This window comes from Escherichia sp. WS338, from assembly GCF_046486405.1.
Lineage (GTDB): Bacteria > Pseudomonadota > Gammaproteobacteria > Enterobacterales > Enterobacteriaceae > Escherichia > Escherichia coli.
The window spans coordinates 1-11,970 of sequence record NZ_JBJQLL010000066.1; the positions used below are offsets into that span (position 1 = coordinate 1).

Annotated in this window: 16 protein-coding genes and 1 pseudogene; 15 read left to right on the plus strand and 2 right to left on the minus strand. The window is 56.1% G+C overall.

What is annotated here, in order from left to right; all coding sequences use genetic code 11:
- Positions 1-87, minus strand: a pseudogene (locus ACJHWT_RS24595) (hypothetical protein); the annotation flags it as partial.
- 57 nt (positions 88-144) lie between these two features.
- Positions 145-378 carry a YlcI/YnfO family protein gene (locus tag ACJHWT_RS24600; RefSeq protein WP_001331705.1) on the minus strand — a complete coding sequence of 78 codons (234 nt, stop codon included), beginning with the start codon at positions 376-378 and terminating at the stop codon, positions 145-147.
- Between the two features lie 388 nt (positions 379-766).
- Here ACJHWT_RS24600 and ACJHWT_RS24605 point away from each other — a divergent pair, with 388 nt between their 5' ends.
- The 15 genes from ACJHWT_RS24605 to ACJHWT_RS24675 form a co-directional block, all read left to right on the plus strand.
- The gene (locus ACJHWT_RS24605) at positions 767-1,312 is read left to right on the plus strand and encodes a DNA-packaging protein (RefSeq protein ID WP_000453587.1); all 546 of its coding nucleotides are present in this window, start codon (positions 767-769) and stop codon (positions 1,310-1,312) included.
- Entirely contained in the window at positions 1,287-3,212 is a 1,926-nt protein-coding gene (locus tag ACJHWT_RS24610) for a phage terminase large subunit family protein (protein ID WP_410232371.1), read from the plus strand. Before ACJHWT_RS24605 ends, ACJHWT_RS24610 begins: the two co-directional genes overlap by 26 nt.
- Positions 3,209-3,415 (plus strand): phage head-tail joining protein, encoded by a 207-nt coding sequence (locus ACJHWT_RS24615; protein ID WP_000198149.1) that lies wholly within the window; start codon positions 3,209-3,211, stop codon positions 3,413-3,415. The genes ACJHWT_RS24610 and ACJHWT_RS24615 overlap by 4 nt, the downstream gene beginning before the upstream one ends.
- Entirely contained in the window at positions 3,412-5,013 is a 1,602-nt protein-coding gene (locus ACJHWT_RS24620; RefSeq protein ID WP_320760999.1) for a phage portal protein, read from the plus strand. Before ACJHWT_RS24615 ends, ACJHWT_RS24620 begins: the two co-directional genes overlap by 4 nt.
- Positions 4,994-6,313, plus strand: coding sequence for a S49 family peptidase (locus ACJHWT_RS24625; protein ID WP_032249349.1), 1,320 nt, complete (start codon positions 4,994-4,996; stop codon positions 6,311-6,313). The genes ACJHWT_RS24620 and ACJHWT_RS24625 overlap by 20 nt, the downstream gene beginning before the upstream one ends.
- A gap of 9 nt (positions 6,314-6,322) precedes the next feature.
- Positions 6,323-6,655: a head decoration protein gene (locus ACJHWT_RS24630; protein ID WP_001299443.1), complete on the plus strand. Its 333-nt coding sequence runs from the start codon at positions 6,323-6,325 to the stop codon at positions 6,653-6,655.
- A 55-nt stretch (positions 6,656-6,710) separates the two neighbouring features.
- Complete coding sequence (locus tag ACJHWT_RS24635) at positions 6,711-7,736, plus strand: major capsid protein (RefSeq protein ID WP_000063261.1); 1,026 nt, start codon at positions 6,711-6,713, stop codon at positions 7,734-7,736.
- 41 nt (positions 7,737-7,777) lie between these two features.
- Positions 7,778-8,173, plus strand: coding sequence for a DNA-packaging protein FI (locus ACJHWT_RS24640; protein ID WP_072282339.1), 396 nt, complete (start codon positions 7,778-7,780; stop codon positions 8,171-8,173).
- Positions 8,174-8,184: 11 nt separating this feature from the next.
- Positions 8,185-8,538, plus strand: coding sequence for a head-tail joining protein (locus ACJHWT_RS24645; protein ID WP_332152598.1), 354 nt, complete (start codon positions 8,185-8,187; stop codon positions 8,536-8,538).
- An 11-nt stretch (positions 8,539-8,549) separates the two neighbouring features.
- Positions 8,550-9,128, plus strand: coding sequence for a phage tail protein (locus ACJHWT_RS24650; protein WP_175101793.1), 579 nt, complete (start codon positions 8,550-8,552; stop codon positions 9,126-9,128).
- The gene (locus ACJHWT_RS24655; protein ID WP_332152588.1) at positions 9,125-9,520 is read left to right on the plus strand and encodes a phage minor tail U family protein; all 396 of its coding nucleotides are present in this window, start codon (positions 9,125-9,127) and stop codon (positions 9,518-9,520) included. Before ACJHWT_RS24650 ends, ACJHWT_RS24655 begins: the two co-directional genes overlap by 4 nt.
- 7 nt (positions 9,521-9,527) lie before the next feature.
- Positions 9,528-10,268, plus strand: coding sequence for a phage tail protein (locus ACJHWT_RS24660; protein ID WP_032358763.1), 741 nt, complete (start codon positions 9,528-9,530; stop codon positions 10,266-10,268).
- A 15-nt stretch (positions 10,269-10,283) separates the two neighbouring features.
- Complete coding sequence (gene gpG, locus ACJHWT_RS24665; RefSeq protein WP_129944563.1) at positions 10,284-10,706, plus strand: phage tail assembly chaperone G; 423 nt, start codon at positions 10,284-10,286, stop codon at positions 10,704-10,706.
- Positions 10,688-11,122: a phage tail assembly protein T gene (locus tag ACJHWT_RS24670; protein ID WP_000459480.1), complete on the plus strand. Its 435-nt coding sequence runs from the start codon at positions 10,688-10,690 to the stop codon at positions 11,120-11,122. The genes gpG and ACJHWT_RS24670 overlap by 19 nt, the downstream gene beginning before the upstream one ends.
- On the plus strand, positions 11,115-11,970 hold an 856-nt coding region (locus tag ACJHWT_RS24675; RefSeq protein WP_410232372.1), incomplete at its 3' end, for a phage tail length tape measure family protein. The genes ACJHWT_RS24670 and ACJHWT_RS24675, both read left to right, overlap by 8 nt.

Genomic DNA, 11,970 nt, shown 5'->3' on the forward strand with positions numbered 1-11,970 from the left:
ACGTTTTAGTTCAGAATAAAACCAGTGATAGTTTAAATTATTTCGCACTTTATCGAATATTTGTTTAAAAATGGCAACCTGAGCCATTGTAGTACCTTCCATGTGATATGAGGGGGCGTAGTCTGCACGATTATCTAAATTGCTTCAATCTGGTCTGACCTGTTTTCTGAGCAATTCAGTAATGTCACTCTTTTCTTTGTTTGCTTCAGGCGAAACTCTTTTTTCTGAGCACAGTCTCCGGCGGCAGGCTTCAATGACCCAGGCTGAGAAATTCCCGGACCCTTTTTGAACAAGAGCGATGTTAATTTGTTCAATCATTTGGTTAGGAAAGCGGATGTTGCGGGTTGTTGTTCTGCGGGTTCTGTTCTTCGTTGACATGAGGTTGCCCTGTATTCAGTGTCGATGATTTGTATTGTCTGAAGTTGTTTTTACGTTAAGTTGATGCAGATCAATTAATACGATACCTGCGTCATAATTGATTATTTGACGTGGTTTGATGGCGTAGATGCACGTTGTGACATGCAGATGATAATTATTATCATTTTGCGGGTCCTTTCCGGCGATCCGACAGGTTACGGGGCGGCGACCTCGCGGGTTTTCGCTATTTATGAAAATTTTCCGGTTTAAGGCGTTTCCGTTCTTCTTCGTCGTAACTTAATGTTTTTATTTAAAATACCCCCTGAAAAGAAAGGAAACGACAGGTGCTGAAAACGAACTTTTGGGCCTCTGTCGTTTCCTTTCTCTGTTTTTGTCCGTGGAATGAACAATGGAAGTCAACAAAAAGCAGCTGGCTGACATTTTCGGTGCGAGCATCCGTACCATTCAGAACTGGCAGGAGCAGGGAATGCCCGTTCTGCGAGGTGGCGGGAAGGGTAATGAGGTGCTTTATGACTCTGCCGCCGTCATAAAATGGTATGCCGAAAGGGATGCTGAAATTGAGAACGAAAAGCTGCGCCGGGAGGTTGAAGAACTGCGGCAGGCCAGCGAGACAGATCTGCAGCCAGGGACTATTGAGTACGAACGCCATCGACTTACGCGTGCGCAGGCCGACGCACAGGAGCTGAAAAATGCCAGAGACTCCGCTGAAGTGGTGGAAACCGCATTCTGTACTTTCGTGCTGTCGCGGATCGCAGGTGAAATTGCCAGTATTCTCGACGGGATCCCCCTGTCGGTGCAGCGGCGTTTTCCGGAACTGGAAAACCGACATGTTGATTTCCTGAAACGGGATATCATCAAAGCCATGAACAAAGCAGCCGCGCTGGATGAACTGATACCGGGGTTGCTGAGTGAATATATCGAACAGTCAGGTTAACAGGCTGCGGCATTTTGTCCGCGCCGGGCTTCGCTCACTGTTCCGGCCGGAGCCACAGACCGCCGTTGAATGGGCGGATGCCAATTACTATCTCCCGAAAGAATCCGCATACCAGGAAGGGCGCTGGGAAACACTGCCCTTTCAGCGGGCCATCATGAATGCGATGGGCAGTGACTACGTCCGCGAGGTGAATGTGGTGAAGTCTGCCCGTGTTGGTTATTCCAAAATGCTGCTGGGTGTTTATGCCTACTTCATAGAGCATAAGCAGCGCAACACCCTTATCTGGTTGCCGACGGATGGTGATGCCGAGAACTTTATGAAAACCCACGTTGAGCCGACCATCCGCGATATTCCGTCGCTGCTGGCGCTGGCTCCGTGGTATGGCAAAAAGCACCGGGATAACACGCTCACCATGAAGCGTTTTTCCAATGGTCGTGGCTTCTGGTGCCTGGGCGGTAAAGCGGCAAAAAACTACCGTGAAAAGTCGGTGGATGTGGCGGGTTATGATGAACTTGCTGCCTTTGATGAGGATATTGAACAGGAAGGCTCTCCGACGTTCCTGGGCGATAAGCGTATTGAAGGCTCGGTCTGGCCAAAGTCCATCCGTGGCTCCACGCCCAAAGTGAGAGGCACCTGTCAGATTGAGCGTGCAGCCAGTGAATCCCCGCATTTTATGCGTTTTCATGTTGCCTGCCCGCACTGCGGGGAGGAGCAGTACCTTAAATTTGGCGATAAAGAGACGCCGTTTGGCCTCAAATGGACGCCGGATGACCCCTCCAGCGTGTTTTATCTCTGCGAGCATAATGCCTGCGTCATCCGTCAGCAGGAGCTGGACTTCACTGATGCCCGTTATATCTGCGAAAAGACCGGGATCTGGACCCGTGATGGCATTCTCTGGTTTTCGTCATCCGGTGAAGAGATTGAGCCGCCGGACAGTGTGACCTTTCACATCTGGACAGCGTACAGCCCGTTCACCACCTGGGTGCAGATTGTCAAAGACTGGATGAAAACGAAAGGGGATACGGGAAAACGTAAAACCTTCGTAAACACCACGCTCGGTGAGACGTGGGAGGCGAAAATTGGCGAACGTCCGGATGCTGAAGTGATGGCAGAGCGGAAAGAGCATTATTCAGCGCCCGTTCCTGACCGTGTGGCTTACCTGACCGCCGGTATCGACTCCCAGCTGGATCGCTACGAAATGCGCGTATGGGGATGGGGGCCGGGTGAGGAAAGCTGGCTGATTGATCGGCAGATTATTATGGGCCGCCACGACGATGAACAGACGCTGCTGCGTGTGGATGAGGTCATCAATAAAACCTATACCCGCCGGAATGGTGCAGAAATGTCGATATCCCGTATCTGCTGGGATATTGGCGGGATTGACCCGACCATTGTGTATGAACGCTCGAAAAAGCATGGGCTGTTCCGGGTGATCCCCATTAAAGGGGCATCCGTCTACGGTAAGCCGGTGGCCAGCATGCCTCGTAAGCGAAACAAAAACGGGGTTTACCTTACCGAAATCGGTACGGATACCGCGAAAGAGCAGATTTATAACCGCTTCACACTGACGCCGGAAGGGGATGAACCGCTTCCCGGTGCCGTTCACTTCCCGAATAACCCGGATATTTTTGATCTGACCGAAGCGCAGCAGCTGACTGCTGAAGAGCAGGTCGAAAAATGGGTGGATGGCAGGAAAAAAATACTGTGGGACAGCAAAAAGCGACGCAATGAGGCGCTCGACTGCTTCGTTTATGCGCTGGCGGCGCTGCGTATCAGTATTTCCCGCTGGCAGCTGGATCTCAGTGCACTGCTGGCGAGCCTGCAGGAAGAGGATGGTGCAGCAACCAACAAGAAAACACTGGCAGATTACGCCCGTGCCTTATCCGGAGAGGATGAATGACGCGACAGGAAGAACTTGCCGCTGCCCGTGCGGCACTGCATGACCTGATGACAGGTAAACGGGTGGCAACGGTACAGAAAGACGGACGGCGAGTGGAGTTTACGGCCACTTCCGTGTCTGACCTGAAAAAATACATTGCGGAGCTGGAGGTGCAGACCGGCATGACACAGCGACGCAGGGGACCTGCAGGATTTTATGTATGAAAACGCCCACCATTCCCACCCTTCTGGGGCCGGACGGCATGACATCGCTGCGTGAATATGCCGGTTATCACGGCGGTGGCAGCGGATTTGGTGGGCAGTTGCGGGCGTGGAACCCACCGGGTGAAAGTGTGGATGCAGCCCTGTTGCCCAACTTTACCCGTGGCAATGCCCGCGCAGACGATCTGGTACGCAATAACGGCTATGCCGCCAACGCCATCCAGTTGCATCAGGATCATATCGTCGGGTCTTTTTTCCGACTCAGTCATCGCCCAAGCTGGCGCTATCTGGGCATCGGGGAGGAAGAAGCCCGTGCCTTTTCCCGCGAGGTTGAATCGGCATGGAAAGAGTTTGCCGAGGATGACTGCTGCTGCATTGACGTTGAGCGAAAACGCACGTTTACCATGATGATTCGGGAAGGTGTGGCCATGCACGCCTTTAACGGTGAACTGTTCGTTCAGGCCACCTGGGATACCAGTCCGTCGCGGCTTTTCCGGACACAGTTCCGGATGGTAAGCCCGAAGCGCATCAGCAACCCGAACAATACCGGCGACAGCCGGAACTGCCGTGCCGGTGTGCAGATTAATGACAGCGGTGCGGCGCTGGGATATTACGTCAGCGAGGACGGCTATCCTGGCTGGATGCCGCAGAAATGGACATGGATACCCCGTGAGTTACCCGGCGGGCGCGCCTCGTTCATTCACGTTTTTGAACCCGTGGAGGACGGGCAGACCCGCGGTGCAAATGTGTTTTACAGCGTGATGGAGCAGATGAAGATGCTCGACACGCTGCAGAACACGCAGCTGCAGAGCGCCATTGTGAAGGCGATGTATGCCGCCACCATTGAGAGTGAGCTGGATACGCAGTCAGCGATGGATTTTATTCTGGGCGCGAACAGTCAGGAGCAGCGGGAAAGGCTGACCGGCTGGATTGGTGAAATTGCCGCGTATTACGCCGCAGCACCGGTCCGGCTGGGAGGCGCAAAAGTGCCTCACCTGATGCCGGGGGACTCACTGAACCTGCAGACGGCTCAGGACACGGATAACGGCTACTCCGTGTTTGAGCAGTCACTGTTGCGGTATATCGCTGCCGGGCTGGGTGTCTCGTATGAGCAGCTTTCCCGGAATTACGCCCAGATGAGCTACTCCACGGCACGGGCCAGTGCGAACGAGTCGTGGGCGTACTTTATGGGGCGGCGAAAATTCGTCGCATCCCGTCAGGCGAGCCAGATGTTTCTGTGCTGGCTGGAAGAGGCCATCGTTCGCCGCGTGGTGACGTTACCTTCAAAAGCGCGCTTCAGTTTTCAGGAAGCCCGCAGTGCCTGGGGGAACTGCGACTGGATAGGCTCCGGTCGTATGGCCATCGATGGTCTGAAAGAAGTTCAGGAAGCGGTGATGCTGATAGAAGCCGGACTGAGTACCTACGAGAAAGAGTGCGCAAAACGCGGTGACGACTATCAGGAAATTTTTGCCCAGCAGGTCCGTGAAACGATGGAGCGCCGTGCAGCCGGTCTTAAACCGCCCGCCTGGGCGGCTGCAGCATTTGAATCCGGACTGCGACAATCAACAGAGGAGGAGAAGAGTGACAGCAGAGCTGCGTAATCTCCCGCATATTGCCAGCATGGCCTTTAATGAGCCGCTGATGCTTGAACCCGCCTATGCGCGGGTTTTCTTTTGTGCGCTTGCAGGCCAGCTTGGGATCAGCCGCCTGACAGATGCGGTGTCCGGTGACAGCCTGACTGCCCCGGAGGCACCCGCGACGCTGGCGTTATCCGGTGATGATGACGGACCACGACAGGCCCGCAGTTATCAGGTCATGAACGGCATCGCCGTGCTGCCGGTGTCCGGCACGCTGGTCAGCCGGACGCGGGCGCTGCAGCCGTATTCGGGGATGACCGGTTACAACGGCATTATCGCCCGTCTGCAACAGGCTGCCAGCGACCCGATGGTGGACGGCATTCTGCTCGATATGGATACGCCAGGCGGGATGGTGGCAGGGGCATTTGACTGCGCTGACATCATCGCCCGTGTGCGTGACATAAAGCCGGTATGGGCGCTGGCCAATGACATGAACTGCAGTGCAGGGCAGCTGCTTGCCAGCGCCGCCTCCCGGCGTCTGGTCACGCAGACCGCCCGGACAGGCTCCATCGGCGTCATGATGGCTCACAGTAATTACGGTGCTGCGCTGGAGAAACAGGGCGTGGAAATCACGCTGATTTACAGCGGCAGCCATAAGGTGGATGGCAACCCCTACAGCCATCTTCCGGATGACGTCCGGGAGACACTGCAGTCCCGGATGGATGCAACCCGCCAGATGTTTGCGCAGAAGGTGTCGGCATATACCGGCCTGTCCGTGCAGGCTGTGCTGGATACCGAGGCTGCAGTGTACAGCGGTCAGGAGGCCATTGATGCCGGACTGGCTGATGAACTTGTCAACAGCACCGATGCGATCACCGTTATGCGTGATGCACTGGATGCACGTAAATCCCGTCTCTCAGGAGGGCGAATGACCAAAGAGACTCAATCAACAACTGTTTCAGCCACTGCTTCGCAGGCTGACGTTACTGGCGTGGTGCAAGCGACGGAGGGCGAGAACGCCAGCGCGGCGCAGCCGGACGTGAACGCGCAGATCACCGCAGCGGTTGCGGCAGAAAACAGTCGCATTATGGGGATCCTCAACTGTGAGGAGGCTCACGGACGCGAAGAACAGGCTCGCGTGCTGGCCGAAACCCCCGGTATGACCGTGGAAACGGCCCGCCGCATTCTGGCCGCAGCACCACAGAGTGCACAGGCGCGCAGTGACACTGCGCTGGATCGTCTGATGCAGGGGGCACCGGCACCGCTGGCTGCAGGTAACCCGGCATCTGATGCCGTTAACGATTTGCTGAACACACCAGTGTAAGGGATGTTTATGACGAGCAAAGAAACCTTTACCCATTACCAGCCGCTGGGCAACAGTGACCCGGCTCATACCGCAACCGCGCCTGGCGGATTGAGTGCGAAAGCGCCTGCAATGACCCCGCTGATGCTGGACACCTCCACCCGTAAGCTGGTTGCGTGGGATGGCACCACCGACGGTGCTGCCGTTGGCATTCTTGCGGTTGCTGCTGACCAGACCAGCACCACACTGACGTTCTACAAGTCCGGCACGTTCCGTTATGAGGATGTGCTCTGGCCGGAGGCTGCCAGCGACGAGACGAAAAAACGGACCGCGTTTGCCGGAACGGCAATCAGCATCGTTTAACCTGACCCTTCATCACTAAAGGCCGCATGTGCGGCTTTTTTTACGGGATTTTTTTATGTCGATGTACACAACCGCCCAGCTGCTGGCGGCAAATGAGCAGAAATTTAAGTTTGATCCACTGTTTCTGCGTCTCTTTTTCCGTGAGAGCTATCCCTTCACCACGGAGAAAGTCTATCTCTCACAAATTCCGGGACTGGTAAACATGGCGCTGTACGTTTCGCCGATTGTTTCCGGTGAGGTTATCCGCTCCCGTGGCGGCTCCACCTCTGAATTTACACCGGGATATGTCAAGCCCAAGCATGAGGTGAATCCGCAGATGACCCTGCGTCGCCTGCCGGATGAAGATCCGCAGAATCTGGCGGACCCGGCTTACCGCCGCCGTCGCATCATCATGCAGAACATGCGAGACGAAGAGCTGGCCATTGCTCAGGTCGAAGAGATGCAGGCCGTTTCTGCCGTGCTCAAGGGCAAATACACCATGACCGGTGAAGCCTTCGATCCGGTTGAGGTGGATATGGGCCGCAGTGCGGCGAACAACATCACGCAGTCCGGCGGCACGGAGTGGAGCAAGCGTGACAAGTCCACGTATGACCCGACCGACGATATCGAAGCCTACGCGCTGAACGCCAGCGGTGTGGTGAATATCATCGTGTTTGATCCGAAAGGCTGGGCGCTGTTCCGTTCCTTCAAAGCCGTCAGGGAGAAGCTGGATACCCGTCGCGGCTCTCATTCCGAACTGGAGACAGCGGTAAAAGACCTGGGCAAAGCGGTGTCTTATAAGGGAATGTATGGCGATGTGGCCATCGTCGTGTATTCCGGACAGTACGTGGAAAACGGCGTCAAAAAGAACTTCCTGCCGGACAACACGATGGTGCTGGGTAACACTCATGCACGCGGTCTGCGCACCTATGGCTGCATTCAGGATGCGGACGCACAGCGCGAAGGCATTAACGCCTCTGCCCGCTACCCGAAAAACTGGGTGACCACCGGCGATCCGGCGCGTGAGTTCACCATGATTCAGTCAGCACCGCTGATGCTGCTGGCTGACCCTGATGAGTTCGTGTCCGTACAACTGGCGTAATCATGGCCCTTCGGGGCCATTGTTTCTCTGTGGAGGAGTCCATGACGAAAGATGAGCTGATTGCCCGTCTCCGCTCGCTGGGTGAGCAACTGAACCGTGATGTCAGCCTGACGGGGACGAAAGAAGAACTGGCACTCCGTGTGGCAGAGCTGGAAGAGGAGCTTGATGACACGGATGACGCTGCCGGTCAGGACACATCTGTCAACCCGGAAAATGCGCTGACCGGGTATGAAAATAACGTGGTATCAGCACAGCCGGATACCGTGACTGATACGGCTGCTCTGGTCACGGTCGTGGCACTGGTGACGCTGCATACTGATGCACTTCACGCCACGCGGGATGAGCCTGTGGCATTTGCGCTGCCGGGAACGGCATTCCGTGTCTCTGCCGGTGTGGCAGCTGAAATGACAGAGCGCGGCCTGGCCAGAATGCAATAACGGGAGGCGCTGTGGCTGATTTCGATAACCTGTTCGATGCCGCCATTGCCCGCGCCGATGAAACGATACGCGGGTACATGGGAACGTCAGCCACCATTACATCCGGTGAGCAGTCCGGCGCAGTAATACGTGGTGTTTTTGATGACCCTGAAAATATCAGCTATGCCGGACAGGGCGTGCGCGTTGAAGGCTCCAGCCCGTCCCTGTTTGTCCGGACTGATGATGTGCGGCAGCTGCGGCGCGGCGACACGCTGAGCATCGGTGAGGAAAACTTCTGGGTAGACCGGATTTCGCCGGATGATGGCGGAAGCTGTCATCTCTGGCTGGGGCGGGGTGTGCCCCCTGCCGTTAACCGTCGCCGCTGAAAGGGGGATGTATGGCCATAAAAGGTCTTGAGCAGGCCGTTGAAAACCTCAGCCGTATCAGCAGAACGGCGGTGCCCGGTGCCGCCGCAATGGCCATTAACCGCGTTGCTTCATCCGCGATATCGCAGTCGGCGTCACAGGTTGCCCGTGAGACAAAGGTACGCCGGAAACTGGTAAAGGAAAGGGCCAGGCTGAAAAGGGCCACGGTCAAAAATCCGCAGGCCAGAATCAAGGTTAACCGGGGGGATTTGCCCGTAATAAAGCTGGGTAACGCGCGGATTGTCCTGTCCCGACGCAGGCGTCGTAAAAAGGGGCAGCGTTCAGCCCTGAAAGGTGGCGGCAGCGTGCTTGTGGTGGGAAACCGTCGTATTCCCGGCGCGTTTATTCAGCAACTGAAAAATGGCCGCTGGCATGTCATGCAGCGTGTGGCCGGGAAAAACCGTTACCCCATTGATGTGTTGAAAATCCCGATGGCGGTGCCGCTGACCACGGCGTTTAAACAGAATATTGAACGGATACGGCGTGAACGTCTTCCGAAAGAGCTGGGCTATGCGCTGCAGCATCAACTGAGAATGGTAATAAAGCGATGAAACATACTGAACTCCGTGCAGCCGTACTGGATGCACTGGAAAGGCATGACACCGGGGCGACGCTTTTTGATGGTCGCCCCGCTGTTTTTGATGAGGCGGATTTTCCGGCAGTTGCCGTTTATCTCACCGGCGCTGAATACACGGGCGAAGAGCTGGACAGCGATACCTGGCAGGCAGAGCTGCATATTGAAGTTTTCCTGCCTGCTCAGGTGCCGGATTCAGAGCTGGATTCGTGGATGGAGTCCCGTATTTATCCGGTGATGAGCGATATCCCGGCACTGTCAGATTTGATCACCAGTATGGTGGCCAGCGGTTATGACTACCGGCGCGATGATGATGCGGGCCTGTGGAGTTCAGCCGATCTGACTTATGTCATTACCTATGAAATGTGAGGACGCTATGCCTGTACCAAATCCAACAATGCCGGTGAAAGGTGCCGGGACCACACTGTGGGTTTATAAGGGGAACGGTGACCCTTATGCGAACCCGCTTTCAGACGTTGACTGGTCGCGTCTGGCAAAAGTTAAAGACCTGACGCCCGGCGAACTGACCGCTGAGTCCTATGACGACAGCTATCTCGATGATGAAGATGCGGACTGGACCGCGACCGGGCAGGGGCAGAAATCTGCCGGAGATACCAGCTTCACGCTGGCGTGGATGCCCGGAGAGCAGGGGCAGCAGGCGCTGCTGGCGTGGTTTAATGAAGGCGATACCCGTGCCTATAAAATCCGCTTCCCGAACGGCACGGTCGATGTGTTCCGTGGCTGGGTCAGCAGTATCGGTAAGGCGGTGACGGCGAAGGAAGTGATCACCCGCACGGTGAAAGTCACCAATGTGGGACGTCCGTCGATGGCAGAAGATCGCAGCACGGTAACAGCGGCAACCGGTATGACCGTGACGCCAGCCAGCGCTTCCGTAGTGAAAGGGAAGAGCACCACGCTGACCGTGGCATTCCAGCCGGAAGGCGCAACCGACAAGAGCTTCCGTGCGGTGTCAGCGGATAAAACAAAAGCCACCGTGTCGGTCAGTGGTATGACCATCACCGTGAATGGCGTTGCTGCAGGTAAGGTCAACATTCCGGTCGTATCCGGTAATGGTGAGTTTGCTGCGGTTGCAGAAATCACCGTCACCGCCAGTTAATCCGGAGAGTCAGCGATGTTCCTGAAAACCGAATCATTTGAATATAACGGTGTGAGCGTCACGCTTTCTGAACTGTCAGCCCTGCAGCGAATTGAGCATCTCGCCCTGCTGAAACGACAGGCAGAACAGGCGGACTCCGACAGCAACCAACAGGTTGCTTTGGCAGACCTTATCAGAACCGGTGCTTTTGTGGTGGCGATGTCCCTGTGGCATAACCATCCGCAGAAGACAAAGCAGCCTTCCATGAATGAAGCCGTTAAACAGATTGAGCAGGAAGTGCTTACCACCTGGCCCGCGGAGGCAATTTCTCATGCTGAAAACGTGGTGTACCGGCTGTCCGGAATGTATGAGTTTGTGGTGAATGATGCCCCTGACAAGACAGAGGACGCCGGGCCTGCAGAGCCTGTTTCTGCGGGAAAGTGTTCGATGGTGAGCTGAGTTTTGCCCTGAAACTGGCGCGCGAGATGGGGCGACCCGACTGGCGTGCCATGCTTGCCGGGATGTCATCCACGGAGTATGCCGACTGGCACCGCTTTTACAGTACCCATTATTTTCATGATGTTCTGCTGGATATGCACTTTTCCGGGCTGACGTACACCGTGCTCAGCCTGTTTTTCAGCGATCCGGAGATGCATCCGCTGGATTTCAGTCTGCTGAACCGGCGCGAGGCTGACGAAGAGCCTGAAGATGATGTGCTGATGCAGAAAGCGGCAGGGCTTGCCGGAGGCGTTCGTTTTGGCCCGGACGGGAATGAAGTTATCCCCGCTTCCCCGGATGTGGCGGACATGACGGAGGATGACGTAATGCTGATGACAGTATCAGAAGGGATCGCAGGAGGAGTCCGGTATGGCTGAACCGGTAGGCGATCTGGTCGTTGATTTAAGTCTGGATGCGGCCAGATTTGACGAGCAGATGGCCAGAGTCAGGCGTCATTTTTCCGGTACGGAAACTGATGCGAAAAAAACAGCGGCAGTCGTTGAACAGTCGCTGAGCCGACAGGCACTGGCTGCACAGAAAGCGGGGATTTCCGTCGGGCAGTATAAAGCTGCCATGCGTATGCTGCCTGCGCAGTTCACTGACGTGGCCACGCAGCTTGCAGGCGGGCAAAGTCCGTGGCTGATCCTGCTGCAACAGGGTGGTCAGGTTAAGGACTCCTTCGGCGGGATGATCCCCATGTTCCGGGGGCTTGCCGGTGCGATCACCCTGCCGATGGTCGGGGCCACCTCGCTGGCGGTGGCGACCGGTGCGCTGGCGTATGCCTGGTATCAGGGTAACTCAACCCTGTCCGATTTCAACAAAACGCTGGTCCTTTCCGGTAATCAGTCGGGTCTGACGGCAGATCGTATGCTGGTCCTGTCCAGAGCCGGGCAGGCGGCAGGGCTGACGTTTAACCAGACCAGCGAGTCACTCAGTGCACTGGTTAAGGCGGGGGTAAGCGGTGAGGCTCAGATTGCGTCCATCAGCCAGAGTGTGGCGCGTTTCTCTTCTGCATCCGGCGTGGAGGTGGACAAGGTCGCTGAAGCCTTCGGGAAGCTGACCACTGACCCGACGTCGGGGCTGACGGCGATGGCGCGCCAGTTCCATAACGTGGCGGCGGAGCAGATTGCGTATGTTGCTCAGTTGCAGCGTTCCGGCGATGAAGCCGGGGCATTGCAGGCGGCGAACGAGGCCGCAACGAAAGGGTTTGATGACCAGACCCGCC

Bases quoted from the DNA above. Each gene is read 5' to 3' on its own strand.
- ACJHWT_RS24600 (WP_001331705.1), bottom strand. From the start codon at position 378: ATGTCAACGAAGAACAGAACCCGCAGAACAACAACCCGCAACATCCGC.
- ACJHWT_RS24605 (WP_000453587.1), top strand. From the start codon at position 767: ATGGAAGTCAACAAAAAGCAGCTGGCTGACATTTTCGGTGCGAGCATC.
- ACJHWT_RS24615 (WP_000198149.1), top strand. From the start codon at position 3,209: ATGACGCGACAGGAAGAACTTGCCGCTGCCCGTGCGGCACTGCATGAC.
- ACJHWT_RS24620 (WP_320760999.1), top strand. From the start codon at position 3,412: ATGAAAACGCCCACCATTCCCACCCTTCTGGGGCCGGACGGCATGACA.
- ACJHWT_RS24630 (WP_001299443.1), top strand. From the start codon at position 6,323: ATGACGAGCAAAGAAACCTTTACCCATTACCAGCCGCTGGGCAACAGT.
- ACJHWT_RS24635 (WP_000063261.1), top strand. From the start codon at position 6,711: ATGTCGATGTACACAACCGCCCAGCTGCTGGCGGCAAATGAGCAGAAA.
- ACJHWT_RS24640 (WP_072282339.1), top strand. From the start codon at position 7,778: ATGACGAAAGATGAGCTGATTGCCCGTCTCCGCTCGCTGGGTGAGCAA.
- ACJHWT_RS24650 (WP_175101793.1), top strand. From the start codon at position 8,550: ATGGCCATAAAAGGTCTTGAGCAGGCCGTTGAAAACCTCAGCCGTATC.
- ACJHWT_RS24655 (WP_332152588.1), top strand. From the start codon at position 9,125: ATGAAACATACTGAACTCCGTGCAGCCGTACTGGATGCACTGGAAAGG.
- ACJHWT_RS24660 (WP_032358763.1), top strand. From the start codon at position 9,528: ATGCCTGTACCAAATCCAACAATGCCGGTGAAAGGTGCCGGGACCACA.
- gpG (WP_129944563.1), top strand. From the start codon at position 10,284: ATGTTCCTGAAAACCGAATCATTTGAATATAACGGTGTGAGCGTCACG.